The organism is Methylobacterium sp. CM6246 (assembly GCF_054818005.1).
On sequence record NZ_JBTXKY010000001.1, the window covers coordinates 168,531 to 194,669 of the forward strand.

The following is a 26,139-nucleotide window of genomic DNA, read 5'->3' on the forward strand; positions in this document are numbered from 1 at the left end:
GAGCCGCCATCCCGATCAGGCCGCCCGGCGAAGCGGTGTCGCGGTGGTCCGGCCGTCGGCCAGGTCGCGATCGACGGCGCGGGTGGTCTCCATCGTCGCCATGATGCCGTAGACGACCTTCGCGGTCAGGTCCGAGACGGCGATCAGGGCGAGGGCCAAGGTGGGCGACAGGATGCCGAGGCCGTCCTGGCCGATGAGGAGCACAACGGGATAGACGCACCAGACGACGGTCAGGAACACCGCGTTGCGAAGGAAGGCGGTGCGCACGTCGGCCCGCTCAGCGGCGTTCTCCGCGCGCAACTGCACGAAGATCCCGTAGAATACGGCCACGAACGCACCACACGAGATGGCGAACCACGTCCACTTGATCCAGGCGACCGTCGATAGGCCGAAGGCCAGGGCCGTGACGATCATGATCAGGTCGGAGCCGATCAGTCCCCAGACGACGGCCGGCCGGCGCATCCCAGAATGCATCGCCGTGCGCGCGAGCCCGAGAAGCAGGAGTGGTGTTGTGAAGGTCCAATCGATGTAGCGGGCGAAGTAGAACTGGCGCGCAACCTCCCCCGCATCGGGGCCGGCCGGAAGGGTGATGCTTCCCTGTCCCGTCGCCATGGCGAAGTAGGAGCAAGCCGCGATGATCGGCACGATGCCATGGATGATGCCATCGGCCTCCTCGGCATGCGTCCGTCGCTTCGCCATGAACAGGATCGCGGCGGCTCCGGCTGCCATTCCGGCAAAGCCCAGCCACAGCCAGAATTGAGGCGTCATAAATCTCTCGTTCGTACGGGGATGAAAGGTGCGCCCGGAAACGTAGCTGCGCGACCCTGCCAATCGCGCGGCGCCCCGATCGTTGCGAGGGCAAACGGTCACAGTCGAGTCAGGTAACCGCGCCTCGCCTCAGGCTACGGGAGCAGGCTCGTCCGTTCGCTCGAGTGTGCCGGAGCCGGGGCTCGGTCCGGATACGTCTGCCTCGTGTCGTGAGCGAGGCAACACACGACGTCCGCTTCCAGGCAGCGCCATCCCGAAGCGAACCGTCGCGTAGCCATCCGTTGCGGAGATCGCGATGGGCCCCGAGCGTCGGTTGTCGACCCTTCGCATTGCGCGGTCCCCATCACCCCGGCGAAGGCCGAACAGGCGATCTGAGCCGACGCCGCGATCAGGGGGTCGAGCCTGGCCTCACGGCCGGCCGGGCGGCTGCGTCCCCTCCGTCCCGCCGGGGGCCGCCTCGCCCTCGCTCTGCACCCGCGCGCGCCGGGCGGCGTCCTCGGCCGCGGCCTTGTCGGCAGCGGCCTTGAGGGCGGCGGCGCGGGCGCGGTCCATCTCGATCCGGGCCCGGCGGCGCTGGCGCTCGACCTGGTCGGCCTCGGTCAGCTCGATCGTGTCCAGCTCGCGCTGGAGCACGAAGGCGGCGAGCCCGTTCGACAGGGCGCCGACGTCGAGCACGCGCTCGGGGGCCGCGAGGGACCCGGTGAAGCCGAGCTGGACGGCCGGGGGGCCGGCATTCCAGCCGCGGGGGACCGGGCCGCCGGACAGGAGCCCGCGGGCGTCGAGCCGGCCGCCGCGCAGGTCGTAGCCGAGGGTGCCGGACCAGCGGGCGGCCCCGAAATCGAGGTCGAGGGGGCCGGCCCGCAGGACCCCGCCCACGAGGGTGGCCGGGCTGCGCGCCGGCGCCTTCGCCTGGGCGCCGGCCTTCGCGAGTTCCTCGGCCACCAGGGCCTGGAGCCGGCCTTCGCGCAGGGGATCGTCGATCTCCACCGCCCGGGCGAGCGCGCGGCCGAGCGACGCCGGGTCGGCCCCCGGAACGCTCAGGTCCTTGAGGGTGAGGCTGCCGCTGCCGGACAGGTTGTCGGCGAGGCCCGGGGCGGTCTCGGCCGTGGTGACGAAGCGCGCGGACGCGGTCAGGCGTCCGCCGATCGGACCGCCGGCCAGGGCGGAGAGGGCCACGTCGTCGAGGGCGCCCTCGCCGGTGACCGACGCCTCCGCGCCCCGACGGGTGAGCGTGGCCGAGCCCGCGATCCGCCCACCGGCGAGCTTGCCCGTCAGGTTGCGCAGGGTCAGGACGCCGTCCGCAAGGCCGAGGGCCAGGCCGGCCTCCGTGGCGGCGAGGCCGCGGCCGAGGTCGAGGGTCGCGACACGGGCCTCGAGCGCGAGGGGGGCGAGCGCCTGCGGGACCGGGCCGAAGCGGTCGGCCTTGGCCGGATCCGGTGGCAGCAGCAGCGCCGTCGTCAGCTGCGGCACCGACAGGCGGTCGAGGCTGAGCCGGCCGCGCAGCGCCCCGCCCGGGGCCCGCTGCAGCCGGCCGCCCAGGGCCGCGCCCGCGACCGTCCCGGTGGTGTCGGCGGCGATGTCGCTGCCGTCCTTGGCGAGGACGAACGTCAGGTCGGCCGGCCACACGCCCGGCGCCAGGCGCGCGGCCCCGGCCAGGGTCAGGAACGGGGCGAGGTCGGCGGTGGCGGCCCGGATCTCGCCGGCCCCCGGCAGGGCGTCGGACCCCACCAGGATCGGCCGGGCGGTGGCGAGCTTCAAGCCGGCGAGCGTGCCGTTGACGGCCAGCGCCAGGGTGTCGGCGTCCGGCCGCTCGGCGCTCAAGTGCAGCTCGGCCGGCTGCTGCAATCCGGGGATGTCGGTGCGCCCGAACCAGAGTCCCGCCCGGGGGGCCGCGAGGGTCGCGGTTCCGCCCTCGATCCGCGTGCCGCGGCTCGCCAGCGTCAGGTCGAGGGTGCCGCCGCCGGCGCTGCCCTTGATCTGGCTGCGCAGGGCGTCGGACGCGCCGCCCTCCCGATCGAGGGTCACGGCGAGGTCGAGGGGTGCCTCGCGCAGGAACGCGGGCAGCAGGCGGATCTCGCCGACCCAGACCCGTTCGAGCAGGCCGAGCAGCGGGGCCGCCACGGGGGCCTTCAGGCGGCCGGAGACGCGGCCGGTCCCGTCCGCGCCGATACGGCCGGACAGCTTGGCGCTGGCGCCCGCGAGGTCCGTCACGTCGAGGCTGTCGACCACCAGGCTCGACCCGTCCGACTGGATGCTGGCCGCGATCGTGCCGTTGCCGGAGCCGGCCGGCCCGTAGCGCACGTCCTTGGCCTCCAGCGTCAGGGCGAGGTCGTGGTCGCGCAGGCTGCCGAGCGTCGTCCCGAGCGGCGGCAGGGCGGCGATGTCGATGCCGCTGGCGCGGATCTGGGCGTCGAACCGCCCGCGCGCGCCGGCTTCCGCGGCGGTGTAGCGGGCGTTGCCGGTGACGCGGGCCGCCCCCAGCGCGAGGCGCAGGTTGCGCACGGACAGGCTGGAGGCGGCCGCCGCGAGGTCCGCCGCGGCCTCGACCCTGCGCCCGTCGAGGAGCGCGGTCAGGGGGCCCTCGACGCCGAGCCGGCGCAGGTAGCGCCCGAGCGGGTCGGAATCGGCCGCGACCAGCGCCACGGGACCGGTGAGGCGCAGCGGCGCCGCCTCGACCTGGCCGCTGACGGTCAGGGTCGCGTCGCCGGGTCCGGTCGCGGTCAGGCGGCGCAGCAGCAGGCCGCCCGCGCGCTCGACGGTGCCGGCGAGCGCGAGGTTCGACCATTCCTCGCCGCCCAGGACCGCGCTGCCCACCGACAGGTCGAGGTCGAGCATGGCCGGCAACCCGGCCCCGGCGCCCGGCAGCCCGCGGCCGATCAGGTTCTGGCCCTCCGGGGAGGTCAGGAAGGCGTCGAGGTCGAGCCGGCGGGCCTCCAGGGTCAGGCCGGCGCGCCATTGGCGCAGGTCGAGCCGTCCGGTGCCGCCCAGGCGCAGCGCCCGGCCGCCCGGATCGATCGCCAGCTCGACGCCCTCGAACCGGACCTGGGTGCCCCGGGCCTTGAAGCTGCCCCCGAGCGAGAACGGCAGGTAGGGGCCGGCCGCCTGGGTCGGCGGGCCGACCACCAGGCGGGCCGAGCCTTCGGACTCGATGACCGTCCCGTCGGACTCGGTGGGGACGAGGCCCAGCCGGGCGTCGGCCTCGAAGCGGGGATGCGCGTCGCCGCCGCCGGCGATCTTCACGGCGAGCCGCCCGTCCGCCCCGGGGGTCCCGCTCACCGCCCGGAACGGGACGCCGCCGCTGGTGCCCTCGACCCGCCACGGCCCGATGAGCGCGGGGGTCTGCAGGTGCAGGTCCTGGACGTAGAGCTGGTCGGTCCGGCCGGTGGCCGGCACCTGGGTGGTCACCAGGAATTGCTGGACGTGCAGGTCCTCGATGGCGAAGTCGCGGGCGCGCAGGGCCTCGCCGAGATCGGGCGGGATCCGCAGGGCCTCGCTGGCCACCACCGGGAGCTTGATCTCGGCCCGTCCAATTCGCGTCTCGGTGAAGCGGAACTCGCCCTTCAGCAGCGGCGTCAGGGCGATCTCGGCCTTGACGAAGCGGGCGTCGAGGGTCGGGCGGGCCGGATCGGCCCCGAGATGCAGGCGGTCGATCCGCAGCCGCGGCGAGGGCAGGAGCCGAACCTCGATCCGGCCGTCGGTCCGGGCCGGCACCCCGAGGGACCGCGTCAGGCCCCGGTCGACGAGCGCGCGCTGGGCCTGCCAATCGATGACGGGCGGAACGGCCAGAGCCGCGACGAGAACCAGGATGACGGCGCCCGCCAGCGCGGTCAGAAGATCACGCACGCTACCCGTTCCGCACTCTTTTCCGCGCGGGCCGGCACCATCGCGATGCCCCGCCGTCGCGTGCCCCCCTGGGCAACCTGTCACCGGCCATAGCACGATAAGTCCCGGACGGCGCCAGAGGCGCTGCCGGCCGCGCGCCGCACGGGCGATCCCCCCTCGGAGCTGCAGCGGCTCCGGACCGAATGGCCTCGACGCCGTTCGCGATTTGGTCCAGGGAAGCGGAATGCAGAATGGCCCGCACGCGCAGCCCGCCGGGGACGGCGCTCCGACCTCCATCGCCGCCCGCGCCATGGGCGCCCTCCGGCGGGACGCCGCCGCCTATCTCGAAGGGCTCAACCCCGAGCAGCGCCGCGCCGTCGAGGCGACGGAAGGCCCGGTGCTGGTGCTGGCCGGGGCCGGCACCGGCAAGACCCGGGTGCTGACCACCCGGATCGCCCACCTGATCGCCACCGGCCGCGCCCGCCCGTTCGACATCCTGTCGGTGACCTTCACCAACAAAGCCGCCCGGGAGATGAAGCTCCGGATCGGCGCGCTGATCGGCCCCGCCGGCGAGGGCATGCCCTGGCTCGGCACCTTCCACGCCATCGGCACCAAGATCCTGCGCCGGCATGCCGAGCTGGTCGGGCTGAAGTCGGACTTCACGATCCTGGGCACCGACGACCAGCTGCGCCTGATGAAGCAGGTGATCGCCGACCAGAACATCGACGAGAAGCGCTGGCCGGCACGCGCCCTGGCCCACACCATCGACGGCTGGAAGAACCGCGGGCTCTCGCCCGAGCAGGTACCCCCGGGCGAGGCCGCGTCCTTCGCGTTCGGCAAGGGCGGCACGCTCTACACCGCCTACCAGGCCCGGCTCGCCACGCTGAACGCCGTCGATTTCGGCGATCTTCTGCTGCTCTGCCTCAAGCTCTGGCGCGAGAACCCGGACGTCCTGGCCACCTACCAGGACCGGTTCCGCTACATTCTGGTCGACGAGTATCAGGACACCAACGTCGCCCAGTACCTGTGGCTCAGGCTGCTCGCGCAGACCCGCAAGAACATCGCCTGCGTGGGCGACGACGACCAGTCGATCTACGGCTGGCGCGGCGCCGAGGTCGACAACATCCTGCGGTTCGAACACGATTTCCCGGGTGCCGTGGTGGTGCGGCTGGAGCGCAACTACCGCTCCACCGGGCACATCCTGGCCGCCGCCTCGGGCCTGATCGCCAAGAACGAGAGCCGGCTGGGCAAGACCCTGCGCACCGAGGACGAGCCGGGCGAGCGCGTCACCGTGACCGGCGCCTGGGATTCCGAGGAGGAGGCCCGCCAGCTCGCCGAAGCGATCGAATCCCTGCAATCCAAGCAGCACCCCCTGTCGGAGATCGCCGTGCTGGTGCGGATCTCGGCGCAGATGCGCGAGATCGAGGACCGGTTCGTCCAGCTCGGGCTGCCCTACCGGGTGATTGGCGGTCCGCGCTTCTACGAGCGGGCCGAGATCCGCGACGCGCTGGCCTACCTGCGCGTCACCATGAACGTCAGCGACGACCTCGCCTTCGAGCGGATCGTGAACACGCCCAAGCGCGGCCTGGGCGACGCCACCCTGCAGCAGCTCCACACCTTCGGCCGGGCCAACCGCCTGCCGCTGCTGATCGCCGCCCAGCGCCTGTGCGAGACCGACGAGCTGAAGCCCCGGGTCCGCGCCACCCTGCGGGCGCTCACCGAGAGTTTCTCGCGGTGGGCCCGGCTGGTCGAGACCCAGCCGCACAGCGAGGTCGCCCAGACCATCCTGGAGGAATCCGGCTACACCGAGATGTGGCAGAAGGATCGCTCCGCCGACGCCGCCGGCCGCCTGGAGAACCTGAAGGAATTCGTCCGCTCGATGGAGGAGTTCCCCGACATGGCGGCCTTCCTGGAGCACGTCTCCCTGGTGATGGAGGCCTCCGAGGCCGAGGGCGCCGAGCGGGTCTCGCTGATGACGCTCCACGCCGCCAAGGGCCTGGAATTCGACACCGTGTTCCTGCCCGGCTGGGAGGACGGCCTGTTCCCCAACCAGCGGGCGCTCGACGAGAGCGGCCGGGCCGGCCTGGAGGAAGAGCGCCGCCTCGCCCATGTCGGTCTCACCCGGGCGCGCAAGCGGGCGAAGCTGTCGTTTGCAGTCAACCGGCGGATCCACGGCCTGTGGTCCTCGACCATCCCGTCCCGGTTCATCGACGAATTGCCGGAATCGGCCGTCGATGTGGTCGAGGCGCCCGCGCATTTCTCGGCCGGCGCCTCGCGGTTCGACCGCAACCCGACGCCGTTCGGATCGAGCTACGGCACGCCCGGCTGGCAGCGCGCCCAGGCCAACACCGGCGCCGGGAGCCGGTCCGGCTTCGGCACCGCGCCCGGCGGACGGTCGGGCGGCCCGCGCCAGATCGAGGGCGAATTGATCGCCAAGTCGAGCGGTACGCCATCGGCGTTCCAGGACGGCCAGCGGGTCTTCCACATGAAGTTCGGCCCCGGGACCATCGCGGGCGTGGACGGCAACAAGCTCACCGTCGACTTCGACAAGGCCGGCCGGAAGATGGTCCTCGACAGCTTCATCCAGGCTGGATCGAGCTAGCCCCGCCGACCGGGCCCGGGCGTTCGCGGGCCACAGGGTCGGCCGGCTTCGCCCGTGCTGGCCGGATGAAGCGCGGTCGTGCCGGATGGCCGCGCCCGCCCGTGTCCCGGGCCCTCGACCTGATGCCATCTTGCCAGCGTCCCGGCAGTTCCGGCGGCGCGGCACCGACCGTCACCCCCTGGTCACACCGGCCGCGCAAACGTCCCGTGCGAATCGCGTTGGTGCGACGCTTGCACAGCGTATTCGACCCCGGGCGAGGCGGCGTGACGCTCTCCACAGGCGAATAGCACGGGGCGGAACCTTCGGCATGGCGCCGGAATTAGTTTCGGAATAGTGTAACTCCGGGAGCACCAAGGTAAACGGCAGTTCATCGACAGATCCAGGTTGGCAAGTCCCGTTGGAGTGTTGATCCATGAAGCGACGCCGCACACGACTTGAACTGGTTGAAGACCGCACGCCCCGTATTCACCGCACCCGCTTCGACGAAGAACGCAACCTCAGCCCGATCCAACCGCTCACCGACCGCCAGGCCGAATATCTCGACGCCCTGGCCAGCGCCCCGCAGGTGATCGTCCTCGGGCCCGCCGGCACCGGCAAGACCTACATCGCCGGGACCCGCGCCGCCGACCAGCTCCGCCAGCGCCGCATCTCCAAGGTCGTGATCACCCGCCCGAACGTGCCCTCAGGCCGCTCGCTCGGCTTCTTCCCCGGCACCCTGGAGGAGAAGATCGCCCCCTGGGTCGCCCCGCTCACCGAGGCCATGAAGGAGCGCATGGGCCAAGCCGCCTTCGAGATCGCGCTCAAGACCGGCGACATCGAGATCGTGCCGTTCGAGGTGATGCGCGGCCGCACCTTCAAGAACTGCCTGGTAATCCTGGACGAGGCGCAGAACACCACCACCGCCGAGATCAAGATGTTCCTGACCCGGATCGGCGACGACTGCCAGGTCATCATCAACGGCGACGTCTCCCAGACCGACCTGCGCGAGACCTCGGGGCTGCGCACGGTGATGCACCTGATCAAGAGCCGGATGATGCCGATCCCGGTGGTGGAGTTCACCCGCGACGACATCGTCCGCTCCGGGATCTGCGCCGAATGGGTGAAGGCGTTCGAGGAAACGAATCTCTAACCCAGAAGTTGATGGCGGCGGGTCCTCGCGGGCCCGCCGTGCCCTCACCGGCACGAGACGACTCTCCGAACCTCCCGCTTGGGAGGATGAACCGGGCGCCATGCCCGGATATCAGAACATTGGAGTCTCCTCGTGAGGAAACTGACTTTCGCCTTCGCCGTGCTGGCCTCGCTGGGCGGTGCCGCCCTCGTCCAGCCCGCCAGCGCCGCCCCGGCCATGCCCTCGGCGATCGCCGCGCCGGACGCCGTCACCCAGGTCCGCGTGACGCCAATGGAGCGCCGTATGATGCATCGCCGCATGGAGCGCCGGATGATGCACCGGCGCATGGAGCGCCGGATGATGCGCCGGCACATGCACCGCCGGACGATGCGCCACATGTGATGCCGCGAAGCGGGGCCTCCGGGCCTCGCTTCCCCGCCTCCGGGCCTCGCTTCGCCGCCAGGACCGCGTTTCGGGCGTTGCTCCGCATCGAGCGGATTCCTATCTCGTGATCTCGAATCGCGCAGTCAGGCAGCCGAAGCGGCAGCCGGCCGATCCGGGAGACCACGATGCCCCCCTCGAACCGACTGTTCGACGACCTCGCCCGCCTGATGACCGACGCGGCCGGCGCCGCCCAGGGCGTGCGCCGCGAGGCCGAGACCGTGGTCAAGGCGCAGGCCGAGCGCCTCGTGCGCGACCTCGACATCGCCTCCCGCGAGGAGCTCGACGTGCTGCGCGACCTCGTGACCAACCTGCGGGCGCAGAACGACGCGCTCACCGCCCGGGTGACCGCCCTCGAGGCCAAATCCGGCACCGCCGCGGCCGGCGTGGCGGGGCTCAGCGAGGCGATCTGAGTCCGCACGGCAACGCTTCAGGCTTTTGCACAGGAAGCGCAGCCGACGATTTCGTTTCCTGTTCACCGAGCGTGACCTGCACTTTGTGTCGCGAGTCACGGCCGGTCTATAGTCAGGCATAGGGTGATTCGACGGCTGCCAGGCGATGTCCGCAGCGCTTTGACAGTCGATCGCGTCACCCCGGCCCGTCTCTGACGGTCGTAGCAAGTTCTCGGAGTGTTCTCACACTCCTTCTCGCGTCCCCGTCACGTCGGGCTGGATCGATTCCGGGCCGTCCCTTTGGATCGTCATGCCGCTTCTCCACGTCGACTTCCACGACCCTGACCGGAACGAGCATCCGCTCGACGTCGTCGAGCGTCTGGCGTCCCTGCGCGACTGGATCTTCGACCGGGCCGAGACCGACGAGATGTCGATCACCAGCCCCGGCCGGTGGACCGACTACCATGTGGCGTTCACCTGGATCGAGGATGTCGAGGCCCTGCACGTGGCCTGCGCCTTCGACCTCAAGGTGCCGGAGCGGCAGCGGACCGAGGTGCTGCGCCTGATCGCGATGATCAACGAGCAGCTCTGGATCGGCCATTTCGACCTGTGGTCGAGCGACAGCGTGGTGATGTTCCGGCACGCGCTGCTGCTGGCGGGCGGCGCGGTGCCGACCCACCCGCAATGCTCCACCATGATGAAGACCGCCGTGGACGCCTGCGAGCGCTACTTCCAGGCGTTCCAGTTCGTGCTCTGGGCCGGCAAGAGCGCCCGCGAGGCGCTGGACGCCGTGCTGTTCGAGACCGAAGGCGAGGCGTGACGGCCGCCCCCGACGCCGCGCGGATGCCGCCCTCCCTGGTCCTGGCCGGGGCCGGCAAGATGGGCGGGGCGATGCTGGCGGGCTGGCTCGAATCCGGCCTCGATCCCCACGCCACCACCATCATCGACCCGGTGCCGTCCCGCGAGATCGCCGAGCTGTGCAGCGCGCGCGGGATCCGGCTGAACCCGGCGGAGGCCGAGCCCGGCGCCGTGCTGGTGCTGGCGATCAAGCCGCAGGGCCTGGAGGCGGCGGCCCCCGGCCTCGACCGGCTGATCGGCCGCGACACGCTGCTGGTGTCGATCCTGGCGGGCAAGACCGTCGCGGATCTGCGCGCCCGGCTGCCCCGGGCCCGGGCCGTGGTGCGGGCCATGCCGAACCTCCCGGCCAGCATCGGCCGGGGCGCCACCGGCGCCTGCGCGAGCCCGGAGATGACGCCGGCCCAGCGCGACGCGGCCGACGCGCTGTTCTCCGCCAACGGCGCGGTGGCGTGGCTCGCCGACGAGGCCCAGATCGACGCCGTGACCGCCGTGTCGGGCTCCGGACCGGCCTACGTGTTCCTGCTGGCGGAGGCCCTGGCCGAGGCCGGGATCGCCGCCGGGCTCGATCCGGACGTGGCCCGGACCCTGGCGCGGGCCACGGTCTCGGGCGCCGGGGCGCTCCTCGACGCCAGCCCGGCCGAGGCGGCCGAGCTGCGCCGCAACGTCACCTCCCCGGGCGGCACCACGGCCGCGGCCCTCGACGTGCTGATGCGGCCGGACGGCCTGGCGCCGCTGATGCGCGAGGCCGTGGCGGCGGCCCGGCGCCGGGCTGCCGAGCTCGCCGGCTGACATCCGTGCGGCATCGCCGCGCGACGGCCCTGCCCATCGCCGCCGCCGTGCCTAGATAGGGGCTCGACGACCGACAGGAGCGGGCGACAGACCCATGACCGAGACCAGAGCCCCGTCGAAGCGTACCCGCAAGGGCGCGAGCACCCCGCAGGACGGTACGGCCCCGGATCAGGCCAGCCAGGCCGGCACGGCGCCGGAGACCTCCGCACAGCCCGAATCGGCGCATCCCGAATCGGCGCAGTCCGGTTCCGCGCCGAAGCCGTCGCCCCGCGAGGCGGCGGTCGAGGCGCTGATGCGGCTCGCCGCCGAGCAGCCGTGGAATGACATCGAGATCGGCGACATCGCCCGGGAGGCGGGTCTGACGCTTGCGGAACTGCGCGACCTGTTCCCGTCGAAGGGTGCGGTGCTCGGCGGCCTGACCCGGATCATCGACCGCAAGGTCCTGGAGGGCGACAGCGCCGGCCTCGAGGAGGAGCCGACCCGCGAGCGCCTGTTCGACGTGCTGATGCGCCGGCTCGACGCGATGACCCCCTACAAGCCGGCGCTCCGCCGGATCGCCTACGCGCTGCGCGGCGAGCCGCTGTCGATGCTGGCGCTCAACAGCGTTATGCTGAACTCGCACCGCTACATGCTGGCGGCGGCCGGGATCGACACCGAGGGGCCGCTGGGCCAGCTCAAGCTCCAGGGCGTTGTGATCGCGTTCGCCCGCGTCACCCAGGTCTGGCTCGACGACGAGGATCCGGCGCTCGCCCGGACGATGGCCAAGCTCGACAAGGAGATCCGCAACGGCGAGCGCCTCATGGAGCGCGCCGAGGATGCCCGACGGCTGACCGCGCCGTTGCGCGCGCTCGGCCGGTCCCTCCTCGACCGGCGTCCCAGCGCCCGGCGCGCGCCGGACGGCGACGAGACGGATCCCGCGGCGGCGATCTAGCGCCGCGTTGGGCGGGACGTCGCAAAGCGACGCCCCGACCTTGCGGGTTTCATATCGCCCGTGAAAGGCGGAACGCACGCTCCTTCCCTTGCGGGGATGGGCAAGCGCCTCTTTGCAAGCGCTTGCCGCCGGACGCGCCGTACGAAGCCACGCGCGCCGCGTGCTGTGGTGCGTGCGACCAGCGCCTCCACCTCGGGATGGGGTGGAGGGAGGGAATCACCCGACAGCGGAACGAGCGCCCTGCGGCAGGCCGTGCGCCCGCCTCAGGCCGCCTGGATGCCCTGCAGGAAGCCGTCGACCTCCTGGCGGACCTTCTGGGATTGCGAGGCCAGCTGGGACGCCGCGTGCAGCACCTGCGTGGCGGCGCTGCCGGTCTCCCCGGAGGAGGCCAGCACCTGGGCCACGTTGGACGAGACGTCGCGGGTGCCGCGGGCGGCCTCGCCGGCGTTGCGCGAGATCTCGCTCGTCGCCGCCGTCTGCTGCACCACCGTCGAGGCGATCGAGCCGCTGATCTCGTTCACCGCCGCGATCGTGCGGGCGATCTGCTCGATCGCGGCGGCAGCCTGATGGGTGGCCGCCTGGATCGCCGCGATCTGGCCGCCGATCTCCTCGGGGGCCTTGGCGGTCTGCCCGGCCAGTTCCTTCACCTCGGCGGCGACCACGGCGAAGCCGCGGCCGGCCTCGCCGGCGCGGGCCGCCTCGATCGTGGCGTTCAAGGCCAGCAGGTTGGTCTGGCCGGCGATCCCCGAGATCGTCGTCACCGCCGCGCCGATCTGCTCGGAGGCGAGCCGCAGGCTGGCCATGGCGGTGTTGGTGGCCTCGGCCTCGTGGGCCGCGTGGCCCGCGACCTCGTTGGAGCGGATCACCTGCCGCTCGATCTCCTGCAGCGACGCGACCATCTGCTCGGCGGCGGCCGCCACGGTCTGGACGTTGGTGGAGGCCTGCTCGGCGGCGGCGCTCGAGGCGACCGCCTGGGTGTTGGTGTCGTCGGCGACCTGGGTCATCGAGCGCGCCGTGGCATCGAGTTCCGTGGCGGCCCCGGTGACGACTTCGAGCGAGGCGGCGACGTTCTGCTGGAAGGCGCGGACCAGCTGGTCGACCCGCTCGGCCCGGCTCAGGCGGGTCGCCTGCTCGGCGGCCTGGGCGGCTTCCAACTCGGCGCGGACGATGGCGTTCTGGCGGAACACGTCCACCGCCTTGGCCATCTCCCGCATCTCGTCGCGGACCTCTGGCAACGGCACGACCACGCTGGTGTCGCCCTCGGCCAGGCGCTTCATCGCGCCGGTCATGCCGGTGATCGGCCGGATGATGCTGCGGCCGATCAGGAAAGCCAGGACGCCGCCGAGCACCACGGTCAAGCTCACCAGTCCGATCTGGACCCGCCGGACCCGCGCCTCCAAAGCGTCCGTCGACTCGGTGAGTTCGGCGACGACGGCCAGGATCTTGTCGCGCACCGTTGTGGTCATCTGTTCGATCCGGTCCGTGCGCGGCTTGATCCCGGTCTCCAGCGCCGCCCTCGAACCGGCGGCGGCCTTGTCGTAGTCCCGGATGTTGGCGGCATAGGCTTCCAGCGTGTCGGCGAGGACCTTGGCCGGCTGCGCGAAGGCCGCGCCGCCTTCGCTGGCCCCGAAGCTGTCCAGGGCGGCGCGGACCTGTGTGATGCTGACCGGGAACGCGACCCGATCCTCCTCCTGCATCCGGAGTGTGAAGCGCGCGGCGGTAAGCCGGGCGCGCAGGATGGCGTTCTCGACGGACTGGGCCCGGAACAGCAGGGCCTCGCCGGACTGCGCCCGCACGGCGGAGATCAGGACTTCGAGCGCCCGGGAGAGTTCGTCGCCGGCCTTGAACATGGCGAGCTTGGCTTTGCCCAGGTCGACGGAGGCCACGGCGAGGCGCTCCAGCTCCGGCTTCAGGGCCCGGGCATCGTCACGCATATCCTGGTAGATCTTGCGCCGGTCCTGATTGACGGCGCGCCCGAGATGCAGGTCGCTCCGCTCCTCGATCTTGCGCCGCGCCTCCTCCATCCCGGCGATCTGCACAGGATCGGGATTGAGACGGAACGTTTCGGCCGCCGCCGTCAGGCTGGTGGCCAGGGTGCTGATCGTCAGGACCGACCGCGTGCCCCACTCGAATCGGGACCGCAGCGCGTAATGTTCGTTGAGAACACTCTGTTGATAGAGTGAAAACCCACCGATACCGGCTGCGATCAGCACGAGCATGGCGAAGCCGGCGTAGAGCCGGTGGCGAATTCCCAGTTTCACGGACGTACGACTCTCTTGTCAGCGCCAAAAATCGGCACGGAGCCCTTTAAATACCGACCGATGACACAGTTGTGTCGTTCTTGATTTGCACAATTGAACTATAGATCTTGAACTATGGCCTGAGATGAGCCGTGAAATCAATGCCGCCTCAAATCATATCGATTTTATGACGCGCAAATGAATGCTCACGTCGGGTAGACCGCTCGATCGGGACGATGAAGATCGCAAGCCGCAGACACGCCGCGCGGATCGCAAAATCCCGTTCGCACGGCGCTGCAGGCGCTTGTTTCCGAAAGCCGGCGGCCATCATTCGGGACGAGGCTTGAGCGACTCGAACGGCAGAGGCCGGCTTTCACACCACTGTGCCGCGTCCTGTCCGAACGCCTTCGGGCCGCCCGAATCGGCCCCGCCGTCATCCCGAACGTCGCGACGCGTCCGGCGATCCTCCAGCGCAGGGCATGGGGCGATTCGCCCGCCTTCGACCGGCGACGGCAACCCGGCGCGGTCAGGCCGCGCGGTCGGCCAGCGCCTCGCGCATCAGGCTCGCGACCATCCCGTCCTGGAACTGCTCGCGCTGGATGAACAGGGCATCCGGAACCAGCACCGAGGCTTCCTGCGCCGGCGGATCGATCGGGTCGCTGGACAGGACGATGCGCAGGCCCGGGCGCAGGGCCCGCGCCTCGACCGCGAGCTGCGCGCAGCACAGGCCGCCGCCCTGCAGGGCCGCATCCACCACCATTACGTCCACGGGGAGCCCGAGGGCCAGCACCGTCATGGCGTCGACGCCGCGGTCGCAGGCGGTCACCTGATAGCCCAGCATCCGGATCTCGGTGGAGATCTCGTCGCGCCACCGCTTATGGCGGCCGACGACCAGCACTTGGATCCGGTAGCAGATGCCCTGGGGCAGCCTGCCGGAGGCCGTCTCGACGTCGGTTGTGGGCATCGTCCGCACTCGACCTCGCTCTGGCATTGCGATGCACCATGCTATGCCGGGAACCGAGCCCCGCGCAAGTCTGCCGCCGCGAAGACGCCGCATTCGGCGGCGGCACTGCCCAAAGCGCGTGCAGCCTCGCGCTTAGGCAGCAGCCCCGGGCGGCGGCGTGCGGTTGACGGCGCCGGGGTCGCGCGGGCAACACCGGGCCGCCGCGGGACGCCCCGCGCGCTGCCGGAGCTTTGAGTCGATGTCGTCCGCGAAATCCCCGCCCGTCTCTCCGCTGGCGCCGCGCGCGGTGCCGGAGCTGCCGCCGCTCCCGGGCGTGCGGATCGCTACCGCGCAGGCCGGCATCCGCTACAGCGGCCGGACCGACGTGCTCTACGTCGACCTCGCCGCCGGAACCCGCGCGGCCGGCGTGTTCACCCGCTCGAAATGCCCGTCGGCGCCGGTGGATTGGTGCCGCGAGGCCCTGGCCCACGGACCGGCCCGGGCCCTGGTGGTCAATTCGGGCAACGCCAACGCGTTCACGGGCCGGCTCGGCCGGGAGGCGGTGGCCAAGACCGTCCAGATCGCCGCGCAGGCGGCCGGCTGCGGCGACCGGGAGGTCTACGTCGCCTCCACGGGCGTGATCGGCGAGCCGCTGCCGGCCGAGCGCTTCGAGGGCGTGCTGGCCGATTGCGCCGCCCGCGCCACGGACGGCCCGGCCGCCTGGGCCGAGGCCGCCCGGGCGATCATGACCACCGACACCTTCCCCAAGCTCGCGACCCGGACCGCCGAGATCGCGGGCGTGCGCGTCACCATCAACGGCATCGCCAAGGGCGCGGGCATGATCGCCCCCGACATGGCGACCATGCTGGCCTTCGTGTTCACCGACGCCGCCCTGCCGCAGGCCGCCCTCCAGGCGCTGCTGAGCGCGGGCACCAGGACCAGCTTCAACTGCGTGACGGTGGACGGCGACACCTCGACCTCCGACACCCTGCTGCTGTTCTCCACCGCCAAGGCCGGCAACGCCGAGATCGCCGACGCGGCCGACCCGCGGCTGGCCGGCTTCAAGGCGGCGCTCGACGGCCTGCTGATCGAGCTGGCCCAGCTCGTCGCCAAGGACGGCGAGGGCGCGCGCAAGTTCGTCACCGTGCGGGTCACGGGCGCCGAGAGCGACGCCTCCGCGCACAAGATCGCCATGTCGATCGCCAACTCGCCGCTGGTGAAGACCGCGGTGGCCGGCGAGGACGCCAATTGGGGCCGGGTGGTGATGGCGGTGGGCAAAGCCGGCGAGCCCGCCGACCGGGACCGGCTCGCGATCTGGTTCGGCGACGTGCGCGTGGCCGTCCAGGGCGCCCGGGACCCGGATTACAGCGAGGACGCCGCCAGCGCGGTGATGCGCGAGCCCGAGATCGGGATCCGGGTCGATCTCGGGTTGGGCGAGGGCCAGGCCCGCGTCTGGACCTGCGACCTGACCAAGGCCTACATCGAGATCAACGGGGATTACCGCTCGTGAGGGCCGGCCTCGCCGGCCTTCTCCTGCTCGCCCTGTTGCCCGCCTGGGCGCACGCCGACGATGACGCGTGCAAGCGCCGCATCAGCGTCGTCGGGCACGCCGCGGAGGCGCGGGCACCGGACTTCGCCGAGGTCACGGTCGGGATCGAGGCGCGGGGCGCGACCCCGGCGGCGGCCCTCGACGCCGCCTCGAAGGCGGTAACCGGCGTCTCGGCGCAGGCGTGGGCGCTCGGCGTGCCGCCCGCCGACATCGGCACCGCCGCGGTGACGCTCCAGGCCGGCGCGCGCTCCGTGACCCGGCCGGGCGGCCTCGTCACCGAGGAGCCCGACGGCTACCGCGCCGGCAACACCGTGACCGTGCGCCTTGCCGACATGGACCGCCTGGGCGACCTGCTGCGCCAGGCGCTCGATGCGGGCGCGAACCGGATCGACGGGGTGAGCTTCGGCCTGCGCGAGCCCGACAAGGCCGAATCGGCCCTCCAGATCGCCGCCGCGCGCGATGCCCGGACCCGGGCCGAGGCCCTGGCCGAGGCGCTCGGCGCCAAGCTCGGGCCGGTCTGCGTGCTCACCACCGCGGGGGGCGCGGTCCCGCCGCCGCCGGCCTTCAGCCGGGCGCTGGCGGCGCCGATGGCGGCCAAGGGCCGGCGCGTCCCGGTCGAGGCCGGCACGATCCAGCTCTCCTCCGAGGTCTCGGCCACCTTCGCGGTGGCGCCGTGAGCGGGCCCGGGACGCCCGCCCTGCGCCTGTTGCTGGTGGTCGCGGTGGCGCTGGTCGACGTCGACGGCCGGATCCTGGTGAGCGAGCGCCCGGCGGGCAAGCAGCTCGCCGGCCTGTGGGAGTTCCCCGGCGGCAAGGTCGAGGCCGGCGAGCGCCCGGAGGAGACCCTGATCCGGGAGCTGTCGGAGGAACTCGGCATCCGGGTCGAGGAGCCGTGCCTGGCGCCCCTGACCTTCGCCAGCCACGCCTATCCGGATTTCCACCTGCTGATGCCGCTCTACGTCTGCCGGCGCTGGTCGGGCACGCCGCGCCCGATGGAGGGCCAGGCGCTCAAATGGGTCCGCCCGAAGGCCCTGCGCGACCTCGCCATGCCCCCGGCCGACACGCCGCTGATCCCGTTCCTGGTGGAGCTGCTGGGGGGGTGAAGCGGGCGAAAGCCGTCCTTTCGAGCGCGGAAGAAAGTACGTGCGCCTTCCCTCCCCCCTCTGCGGGGGAGGGAGAGGTGCCCGGGGTTGGCCTGAGCCCTCATCCGGCAGCGAGTCGGAACATCTCGGCCCGCCGACCTCCAAAACCTCACAGCGCCAGAATCCCCTCCACCACCTCCTGCACGGCGAGCGCTTCCGCGAGGGTGGCGAGATGGTGGGGTTCGCCGCGGGTCATGCGGGCGACGCCGTCGAGCTGGCGGCGCAGCGCGATCGGGCGGACCTCCGCGTTGGGCAGCGCGTCGGGGGCCGGGATGAAGGTCCCGTCCGGGGCGCGGCGCTCGGCGATGGCCCAGTCGCGCAGGCGGATCGCGCCGGCATCGCCTTCGAGCGTCCAGGTGTTGCGGTCGTCCTCCGCGACCCCGCCGACCCGGCCGGTGAGCGTGACCGGGACGTCGCCCGCCGTGAGCGTCACGTCGATCGCCCGCTCGGAATGGCCGGGTTCCGGGAACGCGACCGTGCCGGCGAGCCCGTGGAGGGGCCCGCACAGGCGGTGGCTGAGGAACAGGAAGTGCGAGACCACCTCGCGGGTGAAGCCGCCCTCGGCCCGGGCGTCGAGCCAGCGCGCCGCGTCGGCCTGCCAGGGGCGCGGCCAGCGGGCGAAGGCCACCGCGATGGTGAGCCGCCGGGGCGTCCCGACCGCGCCGTCGGCGATCCAGCGCTGCAGCGCCGCCACGCCGGGCGAGGAGGCGAACGGGAAGTTCACCGCCCCGGCCGCCCCCGCGGACGCCACGAAGGCGCGGGCCTCGGCGAGGTCGACCGCCAGGGGCTTCTCGGAGAACACGGTCCGGCCGGCGGCCAGCGCGGCCCGGGCGTAGCCGAGATGCGAGGCCGGCGGCGAGGCGACGTACACGCAGGCGCTCGCCGCCACGACCGCGGCGGCGTCGGCGACCCGCGGCACCGCCGGGAAGGCCGCGCCGACCCGGGCCAGGGCCTCCGGCGACGGATCCCACAGGGCGGCGACCCGAACCGGCGAATCCGGTGCCCCGTGGAGGGCGGCGATCAGGCGCTCGCCCATGATGCCCGCGCCGATGATCCCGAGGGCGAGCGGCGCGTCGGTCGTGGTCATTCCTGGTCCCTGTGCTGGTGACGGCGCCCGGTCAGATCCGGCCCTGCCGGGCGTCGAGGCTGAACGGGCCGGCCCCGAAGGCCGCGACCTGAAGCAAGCCGCCCGCCACGGCGAGGTTCTTCAGGAAATGGAACATCTGGTTCGGGTCTGCCAGCGCCGTGTGGAAGGTCAGGGCAGTGGCCACCGCGAACCCGGCGAGCCCGAGGGCGACGAGCCGGGTCCGGTAGCCGAGGATCAGGAGCAGGCCGCCCAGGACCTCCACCAGGGCGGCGGCCGCGAACGAGACCTCCGGCAGCGGCAGGCCGGCGGCCCGGATGGTGGCGAGCGTCGCCTCCGGGGCGGCGAGCTTGCCGACCCCGCTTACCAGGAACAGGGCGCTCATCAGGAGCCGGCCGGATACCGGCAAGAGGGCGGCGGCGGCGGGGGCGGCGGCGGGGGCGATCGGGGAAGCCATGGCGATACTCCGGTTCAAGGTGGGGACGTTGGCGCGGATCAGGCCGCGCCCGGTCGGGCGAGGCCGCGGATCCAGTCCGCCGCGAGGCCGACATCGGCCTGGGACAGGCCGTGGCCGACCGGCACGACCCGGTGCGCCACCGCGGCGCCGGCCGCTGTGAGCTGGTGGGCCAGCCGGCCGGCGTTCTCGGCGGGGACGATCGGATCCATCGCCCCGGAGAGCATCAGCACCGGCTTGCCCGCCAGGTCGGCGACGGGCGGCTCGGAGAGCGGCACCATCGGGCGGATCAGCACGGCGCCCGCCAGCACCTCAGGCGCCAGCATCAGCAGCGCGGCGGCGATGTTGGCACCGTTGGAGAAGCCGAGCGCCACGGGGGCGGCGATCCCGTAGCGCTTCCGCGCCGCGGCCACGAAGGCGGCGAGCTCCGCGGTGCGGAGGCGCAGGTCGGCCTCGTCGAACACACCCTCGGCCAGGCGCCGGAAGAACCGCGGCATGCCGTTCTCCGTCACCGCCCCGCGGGGCGACAGCAGGGCGGCGCCCGGGGCCACGATCCGGCCGAGCGGCAGGAGATCGTGCTCGTTGCCGCCGGTCCCGTGCAGGAGCAGCAGCGGCGGGGCGTCGGCCGCGCCGGGTTCGAACAGGTGGATCAAGCCGAGGGCATCTTGGGTCATGGCGACCTCACGGGTGGCATGGTTGGCGCCTCCGCTCCGTTCGTCCGGAGCGGAGGTTTTGGTCAGGCGACCTTCGGCAGCACCGCCTCGATCTGGGCCCGGTGCGGCTCCAGCCCGGCGGGCAGCTTCAGGGCGGTGCCGAGGGATTCCGCCGGCTCGTCGATGGCGAAGCCGGGGGCATCGGTGGCGATCTCGAACAGCACGCCGCCGGGCTCGCGGAAGTAGACCGACCGGAAGTACTGCCGGTCCCGCTGCTCGGTGACCTGGAGGCCGAGCCCGGCGAGTTTTTCGGCCATCGCGGCCTGCGCGGCGTCGTCGGCCGCCCGGAACGCGATGTGGTGGACCGAGCCCGCCCCCTGCCGGCCGGGCAGGAAGCCGCCCACCGCCCGGAGGGTCACGAAGCCGCCGAGCGCCGCGCTGCCGGCGAACCGGATCAGGTTGCCCTCGCGGGCCTCCTCGCGCAGGCCCAGCACCTCCGTGAGGATCGCGGCCGTTCCCTGTGCCGTCTCCAGGAGGAGCGTCACCCCGTGCAGGCCGCGGATCGCGTGCTCGGCCGGCACCTCGGCCGAGGCCCAGGCGGGCTCCGCCTCCGCGCCGTCGACGCCCACCAGCGCCAGCATCATCCCGTCGGGATCCCGGAAGCGCAGGGTCGGCGCACCGAACACCTGGACCAGCGGCTCGTGGGCGACGGCCTTCTCGATCAGCCGGTGGGTCCACCAGCCGATCGAGCCCCGGGGCACCCGGAACGCGGTCTCCTGCGTCTCGCCGATCCCGACCCGGCCGGGGGCCGCGTGCGCGATCGGAAAGAAGGTCAGGATCGTGCCCGGCTGTCCGGACGCGTCGCCGTAATACAGGTGGTAGGTGCCCGGATCGTCGAAGTTGACGGTCTTCTTCACCAGCCGCTGTCCGAGCACGCGGGTGTGGAAGTCGAGGTTGCGCATTGCCGGGCCGGAAAAGGCCGTGACGTGGTGGAGGCCGGACTGCACCATGACGCTGTCTCCCGAGAGGCCGCCGCGAGAAGCGCGGTGGACGTGTGTCGATGACGGCAATCTGGCCCTTGCCATCGGATCCGAAAATAGAAACGCTGGAAACCCATCGTTTCCGGAATGAGACCCATGCGGCTCCCCGATTTCGAGGCCTGGGCGGTCTTCGCCAAGGTGGTGGAGGTGGGCTCGTTCGGCCGGGCCGCGGACGACCTCGGCCTGTCGAAGGGCACCGTCTCGAAGGCGGTAGGCCGGCTGGAGGCCCGGATCGGCGCGCGGCTGTTCAACCGCACCTCGCGCAAGCTCGCCCTGACGGAGGCCGGCCACGCCGCCAAGGCCGGCGCCGCCCGGATCCTGGCGGAGGGCGAGGCCGCGGAGGCGCAGGCCGTGGCGGGTGCCGCGGAGCCGCGCGGCCTGGTCCGCCTCGCGGCCCCGATGACCTTCGGGGTGATGCACGTGGCGCCGCTGTTGCCGGATTTCCTGCGGCAGCACCCGGCGGTCTCGGTGGACCTGCACCTGTCGGACGCGGTGGTGGATCTCGTCGGCGGCGGCTTCGATATCGGCCTGCGGATCGCGGCGCTGCCGGATTCCTCCCTACGGGCCCGGCGGCTCTGCGCGATCCGGCGCTCGCTGGTGGCGACGCCGGCGTATCTCGACCGGCACGGGCGGCCCGGACATCCGGACGACCTCGCCCGCCACGCCTGCCTGGGCTACGCCTACCTGCCGACCCCCGACCGCTGGCGCTTCATCGACACGGCCGGCGCGGAGGCCGTGATCGTGCCCGGCGGACAGCTGCGGGCGAACAACGCCGAGGCGCTGGCCCCGGCGCTCCGGGCCGGGCTCGGCCTCGCCCTGCAGCCGGACTTCATGATCTGGGACGACCTGGAGGCCGGGCGGCTCGAGCGGGTCCTGCCAGGCTGGTCGCCGCCCCCGATCGCGCTCCACCTCGTGACGCCCCCCGGCGACCCGCGGCCGGCCCGGATCACCGCGCTGCTGGGCTATCTCGGCCAGACGCTCGCCCAGGCGCCCTGGGCCGGTCCGGCGCCGGGATAAGGCCGCCGCCATGGGCGGCACGACCGGCCATCGCAGGCCTGCGGGGCTGAAATTCTAACGTGGTTGAATGCCGGTCCGGCAAGAGCGCGGGACAACCGCAATCCGACCATGTCCCGACGGCTGCTACACGTTGAATGATTTTATACAAAGTTTCTTGACTCGCACGATTGTATCTGACGAGATCGAAACTCTTGATGACCCGACCTTTCCAGGGATGGCCGGGACCCGAATCGATCGACGCGCGTCTGCTTCCGGCGTCGATCGGACCGATCCCCGGACGTCATGGGAGGGATGTGGTGTCGACCGACGTTGGAACCGTCCTACGGGTCAGGGCATCCGTCGCGCAGGGCCGCGTCGCCCGATGAGGACACCGATCGAGAATCCCCAGCGCCGCACGCCCGCCCGCGTCCGGCATCCGCTCCAACCGCGCGCCCGGCTTGTGCCCGTGAGCTCCGTCCGGTCGAGGCCCCGATGCTGACTGCGGTGCCCTCTCGCTCCGTGCCTGACCGCCTGCGCCACAAGACCGTGGCCGCGGCCGTCGCGGAATCCCTGCGCCAGAGGATCCTGACCGGCGAGTTTCCGGCCGGCACGCAGCTGCGCCAGGACGCGCTCGCCGAGGAGTTCGGGATCAGCCGGATCCCGATCCGCGAGGCGCTGCTGCAGCTCGAAGCCACCGGCCTGATCAAGATCATGCCGCATCGCGGGGCCGTGGTCTCGGGCCTGTCGGTGGAGGAGGTCGAGGACATCTTCGCCCTGCGCGTCCGGCTCGAGCCGGAACTGCTGGCCCTCTCGGCGCCGCGCCTGTCGGAGCAGGACCTCCAGGGCCTGCGCGACCTCACCGAGGAATACGGCACCGCCCTGGAGGCCGGCGAGATCCTGCGCTGGGGCGAGCTGAACCAGCGCTTCCATCTCGACCTGCTGCGGCATGCCGGTCGCCCGCGCTCGCTGACCATCGTGGCCAGCCTGCTGCAGGATTGCGACCGCCCGACCCGGCTGCAGCTCTCGGCCTCCGGCGACGTCGCCCGCGCCGACCGGGAGCACCGGGAAATCCTCGCCTTGTGCGAGGCCGGCCAGTTCGACCGGGCGGCCGACCACCTGCGCCGTCACATCGAGTTCGCCGCGCAATCCCTGATCGCCATCTACCGGCGCGCGCTCACGCCGTGAACGACCCCATGGCAGCGCCCGGTGGCGGGCCGACCAGCGCCCGCACCCTGCTGGCCGGGATGCCCTGATCGCCCCCACGCGGTGGTCGCACGGTAAAATCGGTTCGCGGTCGGCTGCCCCACCACGGATAGCGTGGCCGATGAGGCCGCGCTCCTGCACGGGATGGCTTCGGCCGTGCAGGAGCGCCATATCCCGCCTCCCGGTCCCGCCCCCCGCGCACCCGTCGCCCCGGCGCCTTGGTTTCCAAGGCTGTCGCGACTGCGTTAGGACGGCGCGCGCGCGGTCGCCCGGCGGGCGGCCTTCAGCACGGGTGGGGATGCCATGGCAGGCAAGGACGAAGCGACATGGCGGGTCGGCGTCCTGTTCTCACGCAGCGGGGTTAGCGGCATCACCGAGACCGAGCACTTCCTCGGCACGGCCCTGGCGATCGAGGAGATCAACACGGCCGGCGGCGTGCTCGGGCGGCCGATCGAACCGATCTGCTACGATCCGGCCGGCGACAACGATGCGTATCGGTCCTATGCCCGACGGATGCTCGCCGAGGACGGGGCCGAGGTGATCTTCGGATGCTCGCTCTCGGCCAGCCGCAAGTCGGTCCTGTCCACTGTCGAGCGGCACAACGGCCTGCTCTGGTACCCGTCGATCTACGAGGGCTTCGAGTATTCGGAGAACATCATCTACACGGGCGCGACCCTCAACCAGAACGTCTTCGCGTTGGCAGACTACCTCCTCCAGGAGCATGGCCCCCGGATCTTCCTGATCGGGTCCGACTACATCTACCCGCGCGAGTCGAACCGGGTCATGCGCGATCTGGTCGAGACCAAGGGCGGGACCATCGTCGGCGAACTCTACGCCCCCCTCGACGCCGACGATGCGGCCCATGTCGACATGATCGCCGAGATCCGCCACGCGGCGCCGGACGCGGTGTTCTCGACCGTGGTCGGGCGCGGCGCCGAGCGGCTCTACCGGGCCTACGCCGCATCGGGGATCGACCGGCGGCGCTGCCCGATCGCCAGCCTGACCCTGGCGGAGGGCCAGATCCGGGCGATCGGCCCGGACCTGTGCAGCAGCCACGTCCTGGCGGCCTCGTATTTCGCGGCCCTCGTGGGCGAGGAGAACCGGCGCTTCGTCACCGCCTTCCAGAACCGGTTCGGGTCTGAGCGCCCGACCAGCATGTGGTCTGAGACCGCCTACGCGCAGGTGCATCTCTTCGCCCGCGCCCTGGCGGAGGCCGGCACCCTCGATGCCGAGCGCCTCGGCGCCGCGGCTCTGCGGCAGCGCCTCGCGGCACCGGAAGGCGAACTCGCCTTCGATGGCGAGACGCGGCACGTCTGGCTCACCCCCGGCATCGGCGTCGCCCGCGCCGACGGGCAGTTCGACGTCGTCTGGCGGGCGCGCCGACCGGTGCGGCCCGATCCGTACCTCGCCTGGTCCCGGTTCGAGACGAACTGCCTGGACGAGGGGATGGCCGCGTGACGGCGCCCGCCCGCAGGATCCTGGACGACCTGAGGCGGGCGAGAGCCCTGGTCATCCATCCCAGCGACGAGGAGGGCGCCGCGCTTCTGGAGCAACTCCGGCGCCTCGGCTGCGCGGTCTCCCTCGCCTGGCCGCCGCCGGCGGCCTTACCGCCGGACATCGACACGCTGTTCATCCAGCTCGACGACGCGCAGGTGATGCACCTCCTGCCGTCGATCGAGGAGATCGAGCCCGCCGTCATCGCCATCGTGGCCTACGAGAGCCCGACGTCGCTGAAGGCGATCGCCGACGTCAACGCGCACGGCGTGCTGAACAAGCCGCTGCACCCGCGCGGGGTGCTGACCCAGTTTGCCCTGGCCCGCTATCGGCGCGGCTACGAGGGCCGGTTGATCAGCAAGATCAACCGGCTGGAGGAGACCATGAAGGGCCGCCGCACCGTCGAGAAGGCGGTCCGGCTGCTCGTGGAGCTCAACCGGATCGACGAGGAGGCCGCCTACAAGATGCTTCGGGACCGTGCCACCGCGTCCCGCGTGCCGATGGCGAGCGTGGCCGAGAGCGTCGTCTCGGCCCACGAGGCGATGAGCGGCCTCGGCTTGCGCATCGCGTTGGCGGAAAAGACCTGAATGCAGCAACCTGCCGCAAATATCACCTTGCGACCCGTCTTCAGGCGCGTATCGTAGTCTTATCGGGCAAGGTTGCCCCGCAGCAGCATTGCTGCATGACATCTCGGCTTTGGAGCCTCTGGTCCGCGGATGACGTCCGCGCCCAGGGGCTTTTTGCGTTTTGGAGCCATCATGATCCAAGCGAACGATCCCGCACGCCCGCCGTTACGGGTGTCCTGCATCCAGTTCGAACCGCAATTCGGTGCCGTCGCGGCCAATATCGCGCAGGCGTCCGATCTCATCCGCGCCGCCGTGGCGGAGGGCAGCCGGCTGATCGTCCTGCCCGAGCTCGCCAGCACCGGCTACGTGTTCGAATCCGACGCGGAGGCGGCCGCCCTCGCCGAGCCGGTGCCGGACGGGCCGACGGCCCGGGCCTGGGCGGCGCTCGCGGCGGAACTCGGCGTCCACATCGTGGCCGGCATCGCCGAGCGCGGGGACGGCGTCCTCTACAACGCCGCCGTGATCGTCGGGCCGCAGGGCTATATCGGCACCTACCGGAAGGCGCATCTCTGGGACCAGGAGAACGTGTTCTTCGCCAAGGGCGACCTCGGTTTCCCGGTCTTCGACACGGCGCTCGGCAAGATCGGGATCGCGATCTGCTATGATGGCTGGTTCCCCGAAACCTTCCGGCAGCTCGCCCTCGCGGGCGCCGAGATCGTCTGCATCCCGACCAACTGGGTGCCGATGCTCGACCAGCCCGCGGGCGAGGCCGCCATGGCCAACACCCTGCACCGGGCCGCTGCTCACGCGAACGGCGTCTTCATCGCCTGCGCCGACCGGGTCGGCACCGAGCGCGGCCAGCCCTTCGAGGGGCAGAGCCTGATCATCGGCCCCAAGGGCTGGCCGCTGGCCGGCCCGGCGAGCCGCGACCGGACCGAGACCCTCTCGGCCGTGGTCGATCTCGACGAAGCCGGCCGCAAGGATTTGAACGCGTTCAATTCCCTCCTGCGTGACCGCCGCACCGACATCTACGGCTGACCCCGCCGCCACCGCGTCTTTCCCAGG

Annotated in this window: 23 protein-coding genes; 15 read left to right on the top strand and 8 right to left on the bottom strand. The window is 72.1% G+C overall.

Going from position 1 to position 26,139, the window contains the following annotated elements; all coding sequences use genetic code 11:
- Positions 1-15: 15 nt before the first annotated feature.
- Positions 16-768 carry a bacteriorhodopsin gene (locus ACYQPG_RS00845; RefSeq protein WP_147910414.1) on the bottom strand — a complete coding sequence of 251 codons (753 nt, stop codon included), beginning with the start codon at positions 766-768 and terminating at the stop codon, positions 16-18.
- A 408-nt stretch (positions 769-1,176) separates the two neighbouring features.
- Positions 1,177-4,611, bottom strand: a complete 3,435-nt coding sequence (locus tag ACYQPG_RS00850) for an AsmA protein (RefSeq protein ID WP_461230004.1) — start codon at positions 4,609-4,611, stop codon at positions 1,177-1,179.
- A gap of 223 nt (positions 4,612-4,834) precedes the next feature.
- Here ACYQPG_RS00850 and ACYQPG_RS00855 point away from each other — a divergent pair, with 223 nt between their 5' ends.
- From ACYQPG_RS00855 to ACYQPG_RS00885, 7 genes are all read left to right on the top strand, one after another.
- Positions 4,835-7,192 (top strand): ATP-dependent helicase, encoded by a 2,358-nt coding sequence (locus ACYQPG_RS00855; protein ID WP_461230005.1) that lies wholly within the window; start codon positions 4,835-4,837, stop codon positions 7,190-7,192.
- 412 nt (positions 7,193-7,604) lie between these two features.
- Positions 7,605-8,321 (top strand): PhoH family protein, encoded by a 717-nt coding sequence (locus tag ACYQPG_RS00860; RefSeq protein ID WP_147910209.1) that lies wholly within the window; start codon positions 7,605-7,607, stop codon positions 8,319-8,321.
- Positions 8,322-8,453: 132 nt separating this feature from the next.
- Complete coding sequence (locus tag ACYQPG_RS00865) at positions 8,454-8,702, top strand: hypothetical protein (protein ID WP_147941189.1); 249 nt, start codon at positions 8,454-8,456, stop codon at positions 8,700-8,702.
- Between the two features lie 167 nt (positions 8,703-8,869).
- A complete protein-coding gene (locus ACYQPG_RS00870; RefSeq protein WP_147910210.1) occupies positions 8,870-9,154 on the top strand; it encodes an accessory factor UbiK family protein in 285 nt (94 codons plus the stop codon).
- A 289-nt stretch (positions 9,155-9,443) separates the two neighbouring features.
- Positions 9,444-9,953: a type III secretion system chaperone family protein gene (locus ACYQPG_RS00875; protein WP_147856750.1), complete on the top strand. Its 510-nt coding sequence runs from the start codon at positions 9,444-9,446 to the stop codon at positions 9,951-9,953.
- Entirely contained in the window at positions 9,950-10,780 is an 831-nt protein-coding gene (gene proC, locus ACYQPG_RS00880; RefSeq protein ID WP_461230006.1) for a pyrroline-5-carboxylate reductase, read from the top strand. The genes ACYQPG_RS00875 and proC overlap by 4 nt, the downstream gene beginning before the upstream one ends.
- A 94-nt stretch (positions 10,781-10,874) precedes the next feature.
- Positions 10,875-11,711: a TetR/AcrR family transcriptional regulator gene (locus ACYQPG_RS00885; protein ID WP_147910211.1), complete on the top strand. Its 837-nt coding sequence runs from the start codon at positions 10,875-10,877 to the stop codon at positions 11,709-11,711.
- 263 nt (positions 11,712-11,974) lie between these two features.
- On the opposite strand, the gene ACYQPG_RS00890 is transcribed toward ACYQPG_RS00885, so the two are convergent.
- Both ACYQPG_RS00890 and ACYQPG_RS00895 read right to left on the bottom strand, forming a co-directional pair.
- Positions 11,975-13,972, bottom strand: coding sequence for a methyl-accepting chemotaxis protein (locus tag ACYQPG_RS00890; RefSeq protein WP_461230007.1), 1,998 nt, complete (start codon positions 13,970-13,972; stop codon positions 11,975-11,977).
- A 505-nt stretch (positions 13,973-14,477) separates the two neighbouring features.
- Positions 14,478-14,915: a response regulator gene (locus ACYQPG_RS00895; protein ID WP_461230008.1), complete on the bottom strand. Its 438-nt coding sequence runs from the start codon at positions 14,913-14,915 to the stop codon at positions 14,478-14,480.
- 238 nt (positions 14,916-15,153) lie between these two features.
- Between ACYQPG_RS00895 and argJ the strand changes: the two genes are divergently transcribed.
- Genes argJ through ACYQPG_RS00910 form a run of 3 tightly spaced genes read left to right on the top strand, consistent with a single transcriptional unit; the run spans position 15,154 to position 17,545 of the window.
- Positions 15,154-16,404, top strand: coding sequence for a bifunctional glutamate N-acetyltransferase/amino-acid acetyltransferase ArgJ (argJ, locus tag ACYQPG_RS00900; protein WP_147910213.1), 1,251 nt, complete (start codon positions 15,154-15,156; stop codon positions 16,402-16,404).
- A complete protein-coding gene (locus ACYQPG_RS00905; RefSeq protein ID WP_461230009.1) occupies positions 16,401-17,120 on the top strand; it encodes an SIMPL domain-containing protein in 720 nt (239 codons plus the stop codon). Before argJ ends, ACYQPG_RS00905 begins: the two co-directional genes overlap by 4 nt.
- Entirely contained in the window at positions 17,117-17,545 is a 429-nt protein-coding gene (locus ACYQPG_RS00910; protein ID WP_147910215.1) for a (deoxy)nucleoside triphosphate pyrophosphohydrolase, read from the top strand. The genes ACYQPG_RS00905 and ACYQPG_RS00910 overlap by 4 nt, the downstream gene beginning before the upstream one ends.
- A gap of 148 nt (positions 17,546-17,693) precedes the next feature.
- Here the strand turns inward: ACYQPG_RS00910 and ACYQPG_RS00915 are convergent, their stop codons facing one another.
- The 4 genes from ACYQPG_RS00915 to ACYQPG_RS00930 all read right to left on the bottom strand — a co-directional run bounded on the left by ACYQPG_RS00915 (position 17,694) and on the right by ACYQPG_RS00930 (position 20,785).
- Complete coding sequence (locus tag ACYQPG_RS00915; RefSeq protein WP_461230010.1) at positions 17,694-18,671, bottom strand: Gfo/Idh/MocA family protein; 978 nt, start codon at positions 18,669-18,671, stop codon at positions 17,694-17,696.
- A gap of 31 nt (positions 18,672-18,702) precedes the next feature.
- Complete coding sequence (locus ACYQPG_RS00920; RefSeq protein ID WP_461230011.1) at positions 18,703-19,125, bottom strand: DoxX family protein; 423 nt, start codon at positions 19,123-19,125, stop codon at positions 18,703-18,705.
- Positions 19,126-19,163: 38 nt separating this feature from the next.
- Entirely contained in the window at positions 19,164-19,796 is a 633-nt protein-coding gene (locus ACYQPG_RS00925) for an alpha/beta hydrolase (RefSeq protein ID WP_461230012.1), read from the bottom strand.
- 62 nt (positions 19,797-19,858) lie between these two features.
- A complete protein-coding gene (locus ACYQPG_RS00930) occupies positions 19,859-20,785 on the bottom strand; it encodes a ring-cleaving dioxygenase (protein WP_147910917.1) in 927 nt (308 codons plus the stop codon).
- A gap of 126 nt (positions 20,786-20,911) precedes the next feature.
- On the opposite strand from ACYQPG_RS00930, the gene ACYQPG_RS00935 reads away from it, so the two are divergent.
- The 5 genes from ACYQPG_RS00935 (at position 20,912) to ACYQPG_RS00955 (ending at position 26,112) form a co-directional block, all read left to right on the top strand.
- Positions 20,912-21,832: a LysR family transcriptional regulator gene (locus tag ACYQPG_RS00935; protein WP_461230013.1), complete on the top strand. Its 921-nt coding sequence runs from the start codon at positions 20,912-20,914 to the stop codon at positions 21,830-21,832.
- A 471-nt stretch (positions 21,833-22,303) separates the two neighbouring features.
- Positions 22,304-22,996, top strand: a complete 693-nt coding sequence (locus tag ACYQPG_RS00940; RefSeq protein WP_461230014.1) for a GntR family transcriptional regulator — start codon at positions 22,304-22,306, stop codon at positions 22,994-22,996.
- A 321-nt stretch (positions 22,997-23,317) separates the two neighbouring features.
- Positions 23,318-24,472, top strand: a complete 1,155-nt coding sequence (locus ACYQPG_RS00945; RefSeq protein WP_461230015.1) for a transporter substrate-binding domain-containing protein — start codon at positions 23,318-23,320, stop codon at positions 24,470-24,472.
- Positions 24,469-25,095 (top strand): ANTAR domain-containing response regulator, encoded by a 627-nt coding sequence (locus tag ACYQPG_RS00950; RefSeq protein ID WP_147909883.1) that lies wholly within the window; start codon positions 24,469-24,471, stop codon positions 25,093-25,095. Before ACYQPG_RS00945 ends, ACYQPG_RS00950 begins: the two co-directional genes overlap by 4 nt.
- Positions 25,096-25,266: 171 nt before the next feature.
- Positions 25,267-26,112 (top strand): nitrilase family protein, encoded by an 846-nt coding sequence (locus ACYQPG_RS00955; protein WP_461230016.1) that lies wholly within the window; start codon positions 25,267-25,269, stop codon positions 26,110-26,112.
- Positions 26,113-26,139: the final 27 nt, after the last annotated feature.